The 16,314-nt window shown below is 67.8% G+C and carries 10 protein-coding genes and 1 pseudogene; 2 read left to right on the top strand and 9 right to left on the bottom strand.

The features are described from left to right. Positions 1–238: 238 nt before the first annotated feature. The 8 genes from Q8814_RS01355 to Q8814_RS01320 form a co-directional block, all read right to left on the bottom strand. Entirely contained in the window at positions 239–2,083 is a 1,845-nt protein-coding gene (locus Q8814_RS01355; protein WP_330150201.1) for an alpha/beta hydrolase-fold protein, read from the bottom strand. A gap of 286 nt (positions 2,084–2,369) precedes the next feature. Next, on the bottom strand, positions 2,370–3,380 hold the full coding sequence (locus Q8814_RS01350; RefSeq protein WP_330150193.1) for an alpha/beta hydrolase: 1,011 nt from the start codon (positions 3,378–3,380) through the stop codon (positions 2,370–2,372). Between the two features lie 392 nt (positions 3,381–3,772). Continuing rightward, positions 3,773–5,761, bottom strand: coding sequence for a flagellar motor control protein ZomB (gene zomB, locus Q8814_RS01345; protein WP_408015797.1), 1,989 nt, complete (start codon positions 5,759–5,761; stop codon positions 3,773–3,775). After that, positions 5,742–6,647 carry a decaprenyl-phosphate phosphoribosyltransferase gene (locus Q8814_RS01340; protein WP_330150192.1) on the bottom strand — a complete coding sequence of 302 codons (906 nt, stop codon included), beginning with the start codon at positions 6,645–6,647 and terminating at the stop codon, positions 5,742–5,744. Before Q8814_RS01340 ends, zomB begins: the two co-directional genes overlap by 20 nt. Then, on the bottom strand, positions 6,644–7,141 hold the full coding sequence (locus Q8814_RS01335; protein WP_408015798.1) for a phosphatase PAP2 family protein: 498 nt from the start codon (positions 7,139–7,141) through the stop codon (positions 6,644–6,646). Before Q8814_RS01335 ends, Q8814_RS01340 begins: the two co-directional genes overlap by 4 nt. 28 nt (positions 7,142–7,169) lie before the next feature. Next, a complete protein-coding gene (locus Q8814_RS01330; RefSeq protein WP_330150190.1) occupies positions 7,170–9,122 on the bottom strand; it encodes a glycosyltransferase in 1,953 nt (650 codons plus the stop codon). Further along, positions 9,119–10,339, bottom strand: coding sequence for a UDP-galactopyranose mutase (glf, locus tag Q8814_RS01325; protein WP_330150189.1), 1,221 nt, complete (start codon positions 10,337–10,339; stop codon positions 9,119–9,121). Before glf ends, Q8814_RS01330 begins: the two co-directional genes overlap by 4 nt. A 72-nt stretch (positions 10,340–10,411) precedes the next feature. Continuing rightward, positions 10,412–11,170 carry a MerR family transcriptional regulator gene (locus Q8814_RS01320; RefSeq protein ID WP_330150188.1) on the bottom strand — a complete coding sequence of 253 codons (759 nt, stop codon included), beginning with the start codon at positions 11,168–11,170 and terminating at the stop codon, positions 10,412–10,414. A 96-nt stretch (positions 11,171–11,266) separates the two neighbouring features. Between Q8814_RS01320 and Q8814_RS01315 the strand changes: the two are divergent. Further along, a pseudogene (locus tag Q8814_RS01315) lies at positions 11,267–12,426 on the top strand (glycosyltransferase). Here the strand turns inward: Q8814_RS01315 and Q8814_RS01310 are convergent. Further along, entirely contained in the window at positions 12,371–13,924 is a 1,554-nt protein-coding gene (locus Q8814_RS01310; RefSeq protein WP_330150187.1) for a SpoIID/LytB domain-containing protein, read from the bottom strand. The pseudogene Q8814_RS01315 and the gene Q8814_RS01310 sit on opposite strands and share 56 nt — an antisense overlap. 287 nt (positions 13,925–14,211) lie before the next feature. Here Q8814_RS01310 and Q8814_RS01305 point away from each other — a divergent pair, with 287 nt between their 5' ends. Further along, positions 14,212–16,290, top strand: coding sequence for an N-acetylmuramoyl-L-alanine amidase (locus Q8814_RS01305; RefSeq protein ID WP_330150186.1), 2,079 nt, complete (start codon positions 14,212–14,214; stop codon positions 16,288–16,290). Positions 16,291–16,314: the final 24 nt, after the last annotated feature.

The raw sequence follows: 16,314 nt of genomic DNA, 5'->3' as shown, positions 1-16,314 counted from the left end.
GCGGTGGAGTCGTCGCTACCGCAGGCGGCCAGGAGGGCAGCCGAGGTCAGCGCCGCGGCCAGAGCGCCGAGCACTCGGGTCGAGCGCGAGCGGGTCCGTGCAGGCATGTGGTGGTGTCCTCACATCCGGATGTCGAGTCGAGGGAACAGATTGCGACCCAGGCTACCCAGCGCACGCGCGGCCGGCCGGAGCGACTTGGCTCCGGCCGGCCGCGCGGTGTCGTCGGCCCCGATCGGGTTTACGGGCTCACCGCCGCCTTGCCGTCGACGACGGTGACGTGACCGGCCTGAAAGTCCTGCCGGACCCCGTTGCCGCCCTCGAGGGGAACGACATCGCCTACCGGGTAGCCCAGGCGGCCGTTCTCGGCTCCCTCGGCCAGCCACGCCGCGAGAACGGGCTCTCGCACCGGCCAGGCCCCGGTGGCCGGACTCCAGTACACACGGCCGTGCTCGAACTCGCTGAACCGGCCGTTGTCCTTGATGACCTGCTCGCTCGCCGTCGGATAACCCAGAACGCCGGTCTCGTAGCCCAGCCTGCCGTACGTGTCCATGATCATGCCCTGCACGGCATGGGCGCCGGTCTGCTCGGACCAGTACATGGCCCCGATCTCGAAGCCCTGCACCACACCGCGCCCATCCGGGGTCCTCGCCTCGTCGAGCACGGGATAGCCGAGTGGTCCGCCTTCCCAGCCCTGTCGCTTCCATTCCTCGAAGATGGCACCGCGCACCGGGTGGGCACCGTTCTCGGGCGTCCAGTAGATCGCGCCGTGCTGGAAGTGATTGAAGCGGCCACGGCCGTCGGGGGTCCCACTTTCCCCGGTGGTCGGGTAGCCCAGGGGCCCAGCCGGACCACCGCTTCCCTGATAGACCCCGCCGATGGCCCCCGCGACGGGAACCGCGCCGGTGTCGGCCGAGAAGACCCGCCCGAAGGTGAAGTCCTGCACGCGACCGGCACCGACCGCGTATTCCGGGGTCAGGCACTCGCCGAGCCAGCCGTTGGCGGCGGCGGTGTCGCCGATGGCTCCCGCGGCGGCGCAGTCGGGGCCGGTCACTTCCACGCCGAGCGTGTTCGCCAGTTGCGGCCACAGCTGGTGCAGTTCGAATTCCCAGTACGGCCAAGCGTGTGTGCCCGAGGGCCGGTAGACGATCTGGGCCGGGATGCCGAGCTTGTTGAGTTTCGTCGCGAACGCCTGCGACGTGAGGCGCGAGAGGATTTCCAGTCCCATGCCGGCGTAGTTGGTGCTGACACCGGGAACGCCGGACGGCTGGTCGTACGGGCCCGTGCTGCCGCTACCGCTCGATACGTACAGGCTCACACCCTTGAGCTTGTCCGCCAGCAGGTACGGGTCGTGCGCCTCCCAGCCCTCACCACCGGGAGTGCCCCACATGGCCTCGGAGTCGAATCCGCCCGCGTCCTGCATCGCGTACTTGATGGCCTCGGGCATGCCCAGCGTCGTCGTCGTGAGGATCCCGGACAGGGACCCGGCGAACTGGAAGAATCCGGGATTGCGGGCCGGCAGGAACATCGCGGCCGTTCCGCCCATGGACAGGCCCACGACACCACGCTTGTCGGTGGTGCGCCAGTCCCGTTCGAGGATGGCGGGCAGTTCCTTCGTCAGGAACGTTTCCCACTTGTAGTTCTGGCCGTTGTTCTGGTCGACCCAGTCCGAGTAGAAGCTGGATTGGCCTCCGACGGGCAGCACGACGTTGACGTTCTTGTCGGCGAAGAACGACTCGGCGTCGGTCTCGTACGTCCAGCCGTTCTCGTCGTCGCGGGCACGCATGCCGTCGAGCATGAAGACAGCGGGGAACCGCGCGTCGGGCGCGATGTTCCAGTCGCGGGCGAGCAGGAGCTGCACCTGGATCGGTGTGCCCATGGACGGGGAGTCGATCCACAGGGCGACGCGGCGGTCGGTGAGCCAGTCGATGCGGCGGACCGTCGTACCGGGCGAGGCCTGTGTCGCCGAGGGGCCTGTCGACACCGGCCCGGACTGGGCCACGGACGGTTCGGCCGAGGCCACCGCCACGGTGGTCAGCCCGGCGACGACGGGCGCCACGAGCGTCGCGGCCACGACCCCGAGCATTCGTCGCTTCGTCTGCGTTGCCACCGCGTCTTTGCTCGGCCTCCCCCGCAGGCCACCAAGCACAGTTCGCATCTGCATCGCTCACTTTCTGCGTTGCCGGGTGTCCGCGGCGGAAGAGCCGCGTCCCGGCTTCCGTTTCTACACGGTCGCGGAAGCGAAATGAGGGTGCCGCGCTGTGACCGGTGTGAAAATTGTTACCGGAAGCACGAGGCCGCCCGGCTCCTGGAGAGGAGCCGGACGGCGTGGTGAGCAGCAGTGCTACCGGGGCCGGGCCCGGTGGAGGCGATCAGAAAGCGTTGAGAGCTTCCAGGATCTGCGGGCGAGCCTTCCACAGCTCTGCTTCCCAGTACTTCCACGCGTGGGTGCCGCGGGACGGGAACTCGAACTGGGCCGGGATGCCGAGCGCCGCAAGCTTGACCTGGAAGGCGCGGGTCTGCACGAGCGACAGTGCCTCGAGGCCCATCGCGTTCGCGGTGTTGTAGTAGCCGGTGAGACCCTTCGGGGCGTCGTGCTCGCCGGGCAGGCCGCTCGCAGCCGAGATGTACAGGGACAGGCCCTCGAGCTTGGGGGCGAACACGAACGGGTCGTTGCGCAGCCACGACGGGCTCCACGGCGGGCCCCACATCGAGTCGACGTTGAAGCGGCCGGCGTCGAGCATCGCGACGCGGATGGCCTCACGCATGCCGGGTGCCGACAGGTTGAGGTAGCCCGAGAGCGACGACGCGAACTTGAACTGGTCGCGGTGGTACGCGGCCAGCGTCAGCGCGGCGGAACCGCCCATCGACAGGCCCAGGATGCCGTTGTTGTCGGGCGAGACGCCGCGGGTGGCGAGGTAACCGGGCAGCTGCTCGGTCAGGAACGTCTCCCACTTGTAGGTGACGTCCTGCCCGTTGAGATTGCTGGGCGAGTACCAGTCGGTGTAGAAGCTGGCCTGGCCGCCGACCGGCATGATCAGGCTGACGTTGTCGTTCGAGAACTGCTGGAGCGCATTGGTCTCGAAGCTCCATGCGTTCGCGTCGTCCCGGGCACGGAGTCCGTCGAGCAGGTACAGCGCTGCGTCGCCGCCGCGTGCCGCCCACTGGATCTGGACCTTGATCGGGCCCATATCCGAGTCGACGAAGACCTCTTCCCAGCCACCGGCGGGCGCACGGTGCGAAACCGGCGCGGCCTGAGCTGGCGCGGCGACAGCCGCGGTGGTGCCGGCAACGCCTGCGGCAACGGGCAGCACGAGCGCTGCGGCGGCGGTGCCGAGCAGGCGCCTGCGAAGGCCCTGCGACATCCTAGGGACAAAACGCATGAACAATGCTCTCTTTCTCGATCTGCGGCGTCCGCGTCTGCGTCCCCCGTCGGATTCCGGCGGTGACGACCGCGGGAGAGGCCGCCACAAGTCACACTGCGGTCAAGACTGTAAAGGACAGCGTGATCTCTGACAAACCCTGATTTCTCAGCTCATGGGCTCGTCTTGACCTTGCTGTCGACGTCAGGGTGTCGAGACCGTTATAGAACCGTTATTGGACGTGATGATATCGAGATCTCCCACCTGGTCCAAGTTGATCTATCCGGCACGGACGGCCCGGGCCGGAATACGACGTTCGGGCAGTTCAGCTGCATGAACATCACATTTCACCCAAAGCAGATAGTTCGGGCGCTCGATGTCAACCCCCACCGGACCCGAGAAGAGCGGAAAAGTCAGTTCCGCGGCGGTGGCATCTCGAGATCGCACCGCTGGATCTCGTACTTCGGCACCCGCTCGATCCGGTAATCCGCGTAGTCGAGCGCGTTGCGCAGGTTTCGCTTGAACAGCCCCCACGTCAGATCTGCTCTCGACGAGGCCAGCAGTTCCTGCGTCTGCGGACAGGTCAGCGCGACCTGTGCCATGGCCACCCAGTCCTCGTCGAGGTAGGCAGGCAGCCACGGATGCACGTCGACCATCCCCGTGTCCGCAACCACCCAGTCGGGGTACAGGATCTTGTCGTGGCCGATCCGGCCGTCCTCGAGCCGCTCGGTGTGCGACGCCAGCGGGTACGCCAGACCCATCTGATCGACGACCCGCGTTTGCAGGCTCGTGTTCATGCTCGTCATACCCAGATTGAGGAAGAACACGGTATGGCCCGCACCGCCGGGCGGAATGGGCTCGGGTGGCGGCACCACGTCCCATGTGTCGAACGACGGTGTCGGCAACAGCAGACCCCCGTTCGGGTTGTCCGCGATCGCCCCCACCATCGCGCGCATCCGCGGGTAGTCGAGGTAGTCCTCGGCCCGGATCGGGTGCAGATGACCCGTGTTGAGCGCGTAGAAGGCACGTTCGTCGACGATTCCGGACCGCCCGACCACGGCGCCCTCGACCATGCCGGTGGTGTTGGACGCGAAGAACGACCACACAATTGTGCCCAGCCACAGAAAGGCCATGCCCGCGGCGAAGCGCGTAGGGGCATCGTTGCCGATCCGGGACCGCTCGGGCAGGCGCAACGGCAGCACGGCGACGGGCAGCAACAGACAGAACATCGGCGGCAGTAGCACCCGGCCGTGCATGAAGTCGCCGCCCACGCGCATCGAGTACAGCGCCAGCGCCAGACCGGAGACGAGGGCGAACCCCACCACCGCGGTGGGGGTGCGCAACGCGCGCTGGGCGCGGGCCACGACCGTGCGCGCATCCAGCCCGCGCACCTCCCAGGGACGCGCGGCAGGGACCGGACCGCCGGCGGGCCGCTCCCGCCTGCGCGTTGTCATCAGGACTGCTGCCGCTGCCACGGCGAGGAACAGAAAAGGAAGCCACAGCAGGTACGGGCTCACCAGATTCCCGAGATACTCGAATCCCTGCGACCATTTGGCGCCGCCGGCATCCTTCGACACTGCGGTGTTCGGGTAGGGAAGGCCGTAGTAGCCCATCCGCCAGATCTGATAGCCGACCGGCACACCACCGGCCACCGCCACCATCGCCGCGCGCACCCGCCACGTCAGGTCGGGCGTAAGGAACAGCATGAGCAGTGCCAGCACTGCCAGGAGCGCCAGCTCGGGACGCACCAGCGGCCCCAGCCCGGCGACGAAGGCGGTGCCGAGAATCTGCGCGGTCCCCGGCAACGGGCGCGCGCGCTCGGGGTCGGGCGTGGCCCATCGCATCATGAGCAACCACAACAACCCGATCCAGCAGATCACCAGGCATGTTTCGAGACCCGACGTCGCGAAGTCACGGGCCGGGGGAACCGCGATATACACGAGCACGCCCGCAGGCAACAGCAGCAGCGCTCCGCCGGCGTCGCGCAACCGCCACCGGTACAACCGGGCCGCGCCGAACATGGCGAGCACGACAGCGGTCGTGGACAGCACCAGCGCGATCCCGAGCACGACATATTCGAGACGAATGCCCGTCAGCCGGCCCGCCGCGTAGACGAGGTACGTCCACAGCGTGGAGGTGTTCGCCTCCACGCGCTCCCCGATGTTGAACACCGGACCGTTCCCGGCCAGGAGATTCCGCACCGTGCGCAGCACGATCAGCCCGTCGTCGGCGATCCAGCGCCGCTCCCACGCACCCAGGAACATCAGGAGGGCGCTGAGTGCGACCCCCACCGCGAAGACCACGCGGCCGAGGCGCCGGTCCGGCGGGGCGTCGTGGGCGCCGATCTCCGCGCCCGCCGTGTCGTCGACGCCGTCTACGACGTCAGAAGAGGTAGACAGCACCGCCGACCACCACGATCCACGCCACGGCGAGTAGCTGCAGCACCCGGTCCTTCAGCGCGATTTCTTCGGGCTCGCCGGCTTCACCGCCGTCGACGTCGACGGCGTAACGCAGGATCGCAACGACGAACGGCACCATCGAAATGGCGTACCAGTTCGACCCTGCGACGTTGTCCTGTTCGAACGCCCACAGTCCGTAACAGATCACCACCGCGGTCGCGGCGAGCGTCCACACGAACCGCAGGTATGTCTCGGAGTAGTACTCGAGCGACTTGCGGATCTTCGCGCCCGTGCGGTTCGCGAGCCGCAGTTCGGCGTAGCGTTTACCGGCCGCCATGAACAACGATCCGAACGCCATGATCAGCAGGAACCACTGCGACAGCGGGATCTCCGCGGCGACACCACCGGCGATCGCGCGGATCAGGAACCCCGACGAGACGATGCAGATGTCGAGCACTGCCTGGTGCTTGAGCCCGAAGCAGTACGCCAGCTGAATGCCGACGTAGACGGCGATCACGACGGCGAGCTGCCAGTTCGCCAGGAACGACAGCGCGATCGAACCGACGAGCAGCACCACGGCCATCAGGTAGGCCGTCCGCACCGGCAGCACACCCGCCGCGATCGGCCGGAACCGCTTCGTGGGGTGCGAACGGTCGGCTTCGACGTCCAGCGCGTCGTTGACCAGGTAGATGCCGGACGCAGCCATGCAGAACACGACGAACGCCAACGCCACCGGCAGCAGCACATCGGTCTCGGTGACCGAACCCGCCGCCATCGGTGCCGCGAGCACCAGGACGTTCTTGACCCACTGCCGGGGACGGACCGCCTTGACGATGCCCTCGGGCAGACTCTTCGGTGGTCCCGCGACGGTGACCGGTTCCTCGCTCATCGTTCTCCAAACTTTTTCTCTGCACGCACCACGACGGCGGCCGACGCCGCGCCCAATGCCGCACCGGCCAGGACGTCCGTCGGGTAATGCACACCGAGAACGAGGCGCGACAGCAGCATCGGCGGCACGAGCACCGCGGGAAAGGGTAGCCCGGTGACCCGGGCCAGCAGTACAGCCGCTGCCGTCGTGGACGTCACGTGCGACGACGGGAAACTCAACCGGCTCGGTGTCGACACGTTGACCTGCACCGACGGGTCGGAGGGGCGGGCACGCCGCGCGATGCGCTTGATGACGATCGATGCCGCGTGTGCTCCGACCGCCCCCACCGCGACACTCCCCCACTCGCGACGGCGACGCGGGTCGACGAGCGCGCCGACAGCGCCGATCGCGGTCCAGCCGAGGGCGTGCTCACCGAAGTGCGAGAGGCCCCGCGCGACGGACACCGCGGCCGGACGACTGCCGATGGTGCCCTGCACGGTCCGCAGGATCCGCACCTCCGTGTCGGTGCTGCGCCAGTCGCCGCTAGCGCTCGTCGATACCGAAGACACGTTCCCACTCCTCCTTGCTCGTAAGGGCGGGAACGGCGTCCCGGTACCGCTTCTGCAGCTCCGGGAAACGTCGCGCCAGCTCACGCCGCAACCGCAGCGCTTCGCCGAGCAGTGCCTGAGCCTGCGCGCGGTCGCGCTTACGGTAGACGACGCCCCGCCCATCCGCGGTAGTGACGGTCACACCGTCGACCTGGGACAGCAGGAACCAGCGGGCATCGATCGTGGGCACGTTGAGCTGGGGCCGATCGTGGTGCTCGGCGTTCTCCGGACGGAGATTATGCAGCGCACCCTTCGCGAGGCGCTTGAATTTCGCGACCGTTCCCTCGGGCAGACCGACGGCTCCCACGTCCGCCCCGGACGCCATCGGCAGTTCCGTCGACGACGGCAGCACGACCGCATCGGAGAAGTTCTTCCGCAGGGCGTGCACCTCCCCGAGCGCTCTGGGCAGCAGGTCGAACAACTGCTCCGGACCCGCCAGGAAGTCTTCGATGGCCTTGTTCTGGATCGCGACCGTGGAGTATTCGAGGCACACCAGGTGCTTGATGGTGGCCTTGATCGTGTCGAGGACCATGGCTTTGCTGTCGCCGTCCATGTACATCGCAGCGACGACGAGCCGGTTCCGCAGGTGGAAATACGCCTGCCAGTCGATCGCGTCGTCCTTGTCGCTCCACGCCATGTGCCAGATCGCGGCGCCCGGCATGGTCACGGTCGGGTAGCCGGCGTTGCGTGCCCGCAGACCGTACTCGGCGTCGTCCCACTTGATGAACAGCGGCAGCGGCTGACCGATCGCCTCGGCTACGACGCGCGGGATCATGCACATCCACCAGCCGTTGAAGTCGACGTCGATGCGCCGGTGCAGCAGCTTCGACTTCTCGCGGTCGCGCAGCGGCTTCGTCGCGAAGTCGTGATCGTATTCGACGTTCGGCGCGGCGCTCCACATGAAGTTCGACCGGTTGATGACCTCGCCCATGGTGTGCAGGTGGCTGCGTTCCTGCAGGTTGAGCATCTGCCCGCCCACCAGCATCGGCTTCTTCGCGAAGCGCGACAGCGCCAGCGCACGCAGCACCGAGTCGGGTTCGATCTCGATGTCGTCGTCCATGAACAGGATGTAGGGGCTGGAGGTGGTCTTCAGCGCCTCGTACATGATGCGGCTGTAACCACCGGAGCCGCCCAGATTGCCCTGGTCGTGGATGACCAGCCGATCACCGAAGGGCGCCGCGGCCTCCGCGAAGTCCGCCTCGTCGCGGACCTTGCGAGTGCCCTGGTCGGGGATGATCAGCGCATCGACGACGTCCATGACCAGCGGGTCCGACGCGAGCGCGCGCATGGCCTTCACACAGTCGGCGGGCCGGTTGAATGTGGGAATGCCGACGGCGACCGACGCCGTTCCGGGCGCCTCGACCGGCGCGTACCAGCCCGCGGAGACGAGCGTGACCTCGGTATCGGTGGTGACGTCGAACCAGAGCCAGCCGCCGTCCTCGAACGGTCCGAGATCGCATTCGAGCTCGACCACGGTGGTCCCGCCGGAGCCGTCCGCGCCGGTGAACTCGCGACCCTGCACATGGATGCGGCTCGAGTCGGCCTTGCTGCGGTACACGTCGATCCGGCCGTGCCCGGTCAGTTCGAGGCGCAACACCACCGACGTCAGGATGCTCCACCGTCGCCAGTAGCTGGCCGGGAACGCATTGAAATACGTGCACAGCGACACTTCGGATTCGGCGCCGATGTTGAGCGTCGTCCGAGTGGCCGCGTGCGCGCGGCGCGCGTTGGTGGTCGATTCCTCCAGGTAGAGGGTCCGCACATCGAGCGGTTCGCCCGGCCGCGGCAGGATGATCCGCTGCAGCAACGATTTGGCGAGCGCCGAGTCCGGGTGCGCCGGTTCTGCTGCGGACGGGTTTGCCGCGGAGGTCTGTTCGCGCAGGGTCATGAGGCATCTCCGGTCATCGGGGCACCGGTTTCGAAGTGCGGTGCGAGAACGTTGTCGAACATTGTCAGGGCGCTGGCGATGGCCATGTGCATGTCGAGGTACTGATAGGTGCCGAGGCGACCACCGAACAAGACCATGCTCTCGGCGGTTTCGCGTTTGGTGAGCTCGCGGTAGGCAGCGAGCTTCGCGCGATCCTCCGCAGTGTTGATCGGGTAGTACGGCTCGTCGTCGTCCCCGGCGAATCGGGAGTACTCCCGCATGATCACCGTCTTGTCGCTCGGGTACGTGTCCCGCTCCGGATGGAAGTGACGGAACTCATGGATGCGCGTGTACGGCACGTCCGCGTCGTTGTAGTTCATCACCGGAGTGCCCTGGAAATCGCCGGTGGGCAGCACCTCGGTCTCGAAGTCGAGGGTGCGCCACCCGAGCTTGCCCTCGGCGTAGTCGAAATAGCGGTCGACAGGGCCGGTGTAGACGACGGGTGCGTCCGGGCTCGTGGCGCGGATCTCGTCGCGCACGGCGAACCAGTCGGTGTTCAGCCGGACCTCGATGCGGTCGTCCTTCGCCATGTTCTCGAGCCACGCGGTGTACCCGTCGACGGGCAGACCCTCGTAGGTGTCGTTGAAGTAGCGGTTGTCGAACGTGTACCGGACGGGCAGTCGCGTGATGTTCCCGGCGGGCAGTTCCTTCGGGTCGGTCTGCCATTGCTTGGCGGTGTAGTCGCGCACGAATGCCTCGTACAGAGGCCGGCCGATGAGGGAGATCGCCTTTTCCTCGAGGTTCTGTGCCTTGGCCGGGTCGATCTCGGAGGCCTGGTCCTTGATCAGGGCGCGGGCTTCGTCGGGGCTGAAGTAGCGGCCGAAGAACTGCGACACCAGACCCAGGCCCATCGGGAACTGGTATGCCTGACCGTCGTGCATGGCGAACACGCGGTGCTGGTAGCCGGTGAAGTCGGTGAATCGGTTGACGTAGTCCCACACCCGCTCGTTGGACGTGTGGAACAGGTGGGCACCGTACTTGTGGATCTCGATTCCGGTCTCCGGCTCCGGTTCGGAGTACGCGTTGCCACCGAGGTGGTCGCGGCGTTCGAGCACGAGGACCCGCTTACCGAGCTGCGTGGCCGCGCGCTCGGCAATCGTCAGTCCGAAGAATCCGGACCCGACGACGATCAGGTCGTACTCACCGGTGGAGGGCTGGGGCGCTGATGCAGCAGTCACGGAAGACCAGGGTAAGCGAACGCCACGGAAGTGCCGGTTCCCGGTGGTGTATGCCACCGGAAACCGGCATGTCTACCCCAGGAACGCGCGCAGCGCGGCGCGGACGAATTCGGCACCGGCGGTGCCGCCGTAGTTGGCCGCGAACCGCTCGTCGGCCACGTACATGTCGGCCAGACCCAGGACGTATTCGCGGGAGCTGCCCTCCGGGGTGCCGTAGCCGGGGGTCCCCGGTACCGAGGTCAGCCACTCGACGTGCCGGCGCGCGAGGTGCTGGGCCTCGGGTCCGCTCGGATCGAGTCCCGTCGCCGCAGCGGCCGTCCAGTCACCGTTCAATCGCTCGACGACGGTCTTCCAGTCCCCTCGCTCCGTCTCGCTCATGCCCCGCCACCAGCGGTCGCTGCTGTCATAGGCGTCCTTGCCCCAGCGTTCGATCACCTCGTCGCGGTGACGGGTGTGGTCGAATCCGTCGAAAACTTCCTCAGCCATGAGTTCGTCCCCTCTCTCCGTTTTTCCGATGGTGGACCGCACCGCCTCGATGCGGCGGTCGAGCTGCTCGCGTTCCTGTTCGAGCAGCGTGAGGTGCGTGCGCAGCGCCCCGGCGGTGTCGTGCTCGCCTGCCAGGACCTCGCGGATCGCCGCCAGGCCGAGGCCGAGGTCGCGGAGCAGGAGGATCCGCTGCAGCCGTACGAGTGCCCCGGAGTCGTAGAAGCGCATCCCGCTGCGGCCGGTGCGGGTCGGTTCCAGCACACCGACGTCGCCGTAGTGACGCAGTGTGCGGCTCGTGACTCCCGCCGCCCTCGCGAGTTCTTGGATCGACCATTCGCGCGGCATGCCGTCACCTCACTTTTCCCTCGACTGCACCCAGCGTGCATCTTGACGTCGCGTCAATGTCAACACTCGGTCATGAGGTACCGGCTCAATGAGCGGATGCGCATCGTGCAGCTGGCCAACTTCTACGGCCCGCGTTCGGGAGGACTGCGGACGGCCCTGCACCATTGGGGTGACGGCTACACCCGCCGCGGACACGAGGTGACCCTCGTCGTGCCCGGAGCGCGTCACCGCGACGAAGTCCTCGACACGGGCGTCCAGCGCATCACCGTGCCCGCACCGGTCGTACCCGGCACCGGTGGTTACCGGGTCGCGGACCCCCGCCGGGTCGCGGATGTGCTGCGGGGACTGCGTCCCGAGGCAGTCGAAGTATCCGACCGGCTCACGCTGCGCGGTTTCGGCCGGTGGGCGAGGCGGCGGGGTGTGCGCAGTGTCGTCGTCTCCCACGAACGCCTGGACCGTCTGCTCGGCCAGGTGCTGCCGGCACCGGCGGCCAGGCGAGCGGCCGATGTGGCGAACCGTGCAATGGCCGGGAACTACGACGCGGTGGTGTGCACCACCGCATTCGCGAGTACCGAGTTCGTGCGGATCGGCACGGAGAACCTGGTGCGGGTCCCCCTCGGCGTGGACCTGGACCGTTTCCATCCCGGCCGCCGCGACCTCGCCCTGCGACAGCGCCTGGCCGGTGGCGCATCGCGGTTGCTGCTGCACTGCGGACGGCTGTCGATAGAGAAGAAGGCCGAGCGGAGCATCGACACATTGCGGTTGCTGCGTGGTGACGGCCACGATGTGCGTCTCTCGTGGTCGCCGGTGACGGGCCACGACGGTCGCTTCTCGAGCATCGGGCGCGTGGCCTGCCGGTGACCTTCACCGGATTCATCGGCGACAAGGGGCTGCTCGCCGCGCTCTTCGCGTCGGTCGATGTCTCACTCGCTCCGGGCCCACACGAGACGTTCTGCCTGGCCGCACTGGAATCCCTCGCCGCGGGGACTCCGGTGGTGGCATCGCGGTCGTCGGCCCTCTCGGAGCTGATCACTCCCGAGTGCGGGGCACTTCCCCACGACCGCGACGACGACTTCGCCGCCGCGGTCGGCGGGTTACTCGCCGACCGCGGTGAACGGGCACGGCTGTTCGCGCGGGCGCGAGCGGAACAGTTCGGGTGGGACGCGTCCGTCGACGGGATGCTTGCCGCGCTGGGCGCGTCTACTCCGAACTTCCCGCACCGGGGAGCCAGTCCCGCAGGAAGCTCGCGTCGATGACCTGCGCACCCAGATCCGGAGTCCACACCACCGCACCGCCGGTGAAGATCCGGAACTTTCCGCCCTCGTCGGGGAGCATCAGCTCGGGTCCGACCGGGACGCCGAGGGTGCCCTCGACACCACCGAGCTCGATGTACTTCTCCTCGATCGGTGAGCCGACACCCGACCCGAACGGATCGATCCCCACTTCGGGGCCCGGCTCGGGAGCCGGAGTGCTCGGCGGCACCGCGGAGTCGGCGCCTTCCTGCACCGTGAACCAGTCGGAGCGCAGCCCCAGCTTGGCGCGGGCTTCGGCACCGGTGGTTTCGATGGTCCGGTCGGCGCCGATCACGCGTACCTGGGTGACGCGACCGCCGTCGGCGCCGATGTTGTTGCGGGCGAGCACCTCGAACGCCTGCAGCTCGCCGACACCGAACGCATTGCCGATCTCACCGGCGGTGATCGTCTCGGCCCACTGCCGGTTCGGGGCGACCTTGTCGCCGAGATCCTCGACGGGAGGGAACGTTCCGCCGGCGCTGTGTCCGCCGGTGGAGGCGGAGAACTCGCTGCGAACGACCTTGTTGTCCTTCATCAGCACGGCCCCGCGGGTGGTGCGGACGGCATCGTCGGTGCGGGAATCCTCGGTGCCCGAGCCGCCGTAGACCTGGCAGTCGGTGGTGTCGCAGGTCTGCCACTTCTCGTTCCGCTTCTCCGCCAGCGCGTAGGAACGGGCCGCGATCGCCTGCGCGCGAAGGGCTTCCGCGCCACCGGTGTCGGCCCAGCCGGGCAGCGCCTCGGCCGGCACGACGCTGCGCAGGTAGGCCACGGCAGGCAGCCGGTTGACGGTGCGCGCCGCAGCGCCGTCGAGCACGACGCCGAGTGCGCCGCGGTAGGTCGCATCGCCCGAGCACAGCTTGAGGTGTTCGTTCACCGGCCGGTCCTCACCGAGGTCGACCGGGTCCACCCACGGCAGGTCGGTTGCGCCCTGCCACAACACTTCCCCGCTGCATCCCTGGGTGACGACGACATTGGCGCCGCCGTCGGGGTTGGGCGTCAGATGGGCCGCCTCGCCCGGGCCGACCCGCTGTCCGGCAACCGAGAGTCCGGCGTCGGAGTACACGTCGAGGGGCTTGTCGTCCTGGCCGACGAGACGGACCGCGATCATGGCGTCGTCGATGGTTCCGAGGGTGGTCCCACCGTAGAAGTGGGCGATGATGCGCTCGGCGGTCCAGCCTTCCTGTGAGTACCCGTAGGCACCCCACTGGCCCATGCCACGACCGTGACCGTGGCCGAAGCCGACGAAGGTGAACGGAGTGTCGGCCGAGACCGCCTGCGTCACGGCGGGTGAATCGGGAGCGTTCTGGACGACGGCGCCGAGGACGGCTCCTGCGGCGAGGGCGGGAGCGAGTCCGAGCACCGCCGCCCGCGTCGCGGTGGGACCCCATCCGTTGCGCAGTGGGCGTCCGAGAACGACGCGCCGGCGGATTCGTCTCCTGCGACCGATGAACTGTCGTGCCATGCGCGTGCTCCCTTGTTCTCGCATTCCGTATTGCGCGCGAAACCGGGGGTTTCGTGCGGATCGGACATTTGAGACCGATCCTCAAGCTCAGGTTGAGGGTTATGGTTGCCTGCGACTAGTGTGACAACTGTGACGAGGTAACGCAACAAATGTCACAACCGCAACAACTGCATCACAAGTTGCTCAAGATCGCGGCCGGTCCGTCATTCGGAAGCGGCACGTGAAGGAGGATTCCGTCCTATCGGGACCGTCCGAGACCGCGCTTACAGAACAGGGAGTAGCAAACAGTGCCGCAACGCCGCACCAAGCCGTCGATCGTCCTCGGCGCCGTCGCAGCCTTGGCCGTCGCAACCCCGTTTGCCGTGTCGGGCTTGACGAACGAGCCCTCGGAGATCCGTCCGGCCAGCGATTCGGTCGAGGCTGTCGCCCCCGACATCGCCGAGATCGTGCTCGCGTCCGTTCCCGATCTCGTCATTCCTCTCGAGGAACTGACCGGGCTGAACCTGCCCGATATGAGCCTCAAAGAACTTGTCGACGGTCTCCCGCAGATCACCACCGCCCCCGACCCCAACGGGGGCGTGATCGACCGTGTGGGCGCGACCGTCAAGGAACTGACTCGCGACACCCCGTTCAGTCTCGTGGCACTCGCCTCGGAGGACATCGCGGAGACCGACGCCCTCATCCGCGCCCAGCGGGAGGACGGCACGTGGGGACCGTGGTCCGCCACCGAGCCCCTCGAATCCAGCCGTTCGGACGTCGCCGCCGATATCCGCAGAGGTACCGAGCCCATCTTCGTCGGCGCGACCCGCGCCGTGCAGGTGCTGCTCACCCCGCGACCGGGCCCCGAGCCGACACTTGCCGGCGCCGAAGCACCGCGGGAAGAAACGCCGCCGCCCCCCGCCGAACCTGCGCCCGCCGAGGCGCCCGTTCCGGTCGACGAGGCTCCGGCGCCGGTCGCCGCGCCGGGAACCGCCTCATCCGAGCTCGGTTACGTACCAGCGTCGTCGTCCAAGCCGCTGCGCAGCCAGGACCCGGCGCAGACCGCGGCCGAAGGTCTCACCGCCGTGCTCATCGATCCGGGCAGCAGCGAGAGCGACGCCCATCTCCAGGACATCGCGAGCCCACTCGGAAACTCCGGGATCAAGGTCATCAGCCGAGCCCAGTGGGGCGCCGACGAATCCGTGCGCTGCCAGAACCCGACCTACGACGATTCTCTCGGCGGTGCCACCGTCCACCACACCGCCGGTAGCAACAACTATTCCAAGGCCGAGTCCGCGGAGATCGTCCGAGCGATCTACGCGTACCACGCGCGGACTCTCGGCTGGTGCGATGTCGGCTACAACGTGCTCGTCGACAAGTACGGACAGGTCTTCGAGGGACGCTCGGGCGGCCTCGACCGGAACGTGCAGGGCGCCCACGCCGGTGGCTTCAACGAGAACACCGTCGGCATCGCGATGATGGGTGACTTCTCCTCGACCGCTCCGCCGCAGATCACCGTCGACTCGGTCGGCAAGTTCCTCGGCTGGCGGCTGGCCAAAGCCGGTCTGGATCCGAAGGGCCGCACGACCATGTACTCGGAGGGCACGTCGTTCACACCGCACCCGCGGGGCGCGGCCGTCGACCTGCCCATCATCTTCGCGCACCGCGACGTGGGGAGCACGAGCTGCCCGGGCGACGCCGGATACGCTCAGATGGGCAAGATCCGCGACATCGCCGCGGCGACCGCGAAGGGCACCGCGCCCGCACCTCCGAAGTCGGACCTCGTCACGGATGCTCCTTCCGATCCGCCGCCGAGCATCAATCCGCCGAGCAGCAACGCCGGTACCCCGTCGACCGGCTCCGCAGACAACCTCCAGGGCCTGGTGCAGGAACTGATCCGGCTCGCCGACAATCACCCGCTCGCGCAAAAGTGGATCGCCGAAGGTGGTGAGGTCGGACGTCTCGGTACGGCCCTCACACCCATCCTTCCGGCGAAGAACGGTTTCGAACACGCCCAATTCGTCAACGGAGCGATCTACACCTCCCCCAACGGGGGCGTGTGGACGGTGCTCGGCGAGATCTACAAGGCGTGGCAACAATACGGACTCGATGGTGGTGAGCTGGGGTTGCCCACCAGCAACGAGTACCGGGTACCGGACGGCTGGCGTTCGGACTTCGAGTTCGGTTCGCTGATCTTCAACGAGGTCACCGGAGTGGTCACGAAGGTGCTGCGCGCCTACAACGACGCCTACGAGCAGTCGATGCAGGAGCAGCCCGCCGACGTGGCGGCACCCGCACCGGAAGCCGCTCCGGCGCCTGCACCGGCACCCGATCCCGCACCCGAGGCAGCTCCCGCACCGGCACCCGAGCCGGCGCCCGCAGGCTGACCCGGAATCACTGCGGGCCGACCG

The sequence above is a fragment of the Rhodococcus chondri genome (assembly GCF_036327435.1).
In the GTDB taxonomy this organism is placed as follows: domain Bacteria; phylum Actinomycetota; class Actinomycetes; order Mycobacteriales; family Mycobacteriaceae; genus Rhodococcus; species Rhodococcus chondri.
The sequence above is the reverse complement of the archived record's forward strand: the minus strand, read 5'-3'. Positions and strand labels throughout refer to the sequence as shown.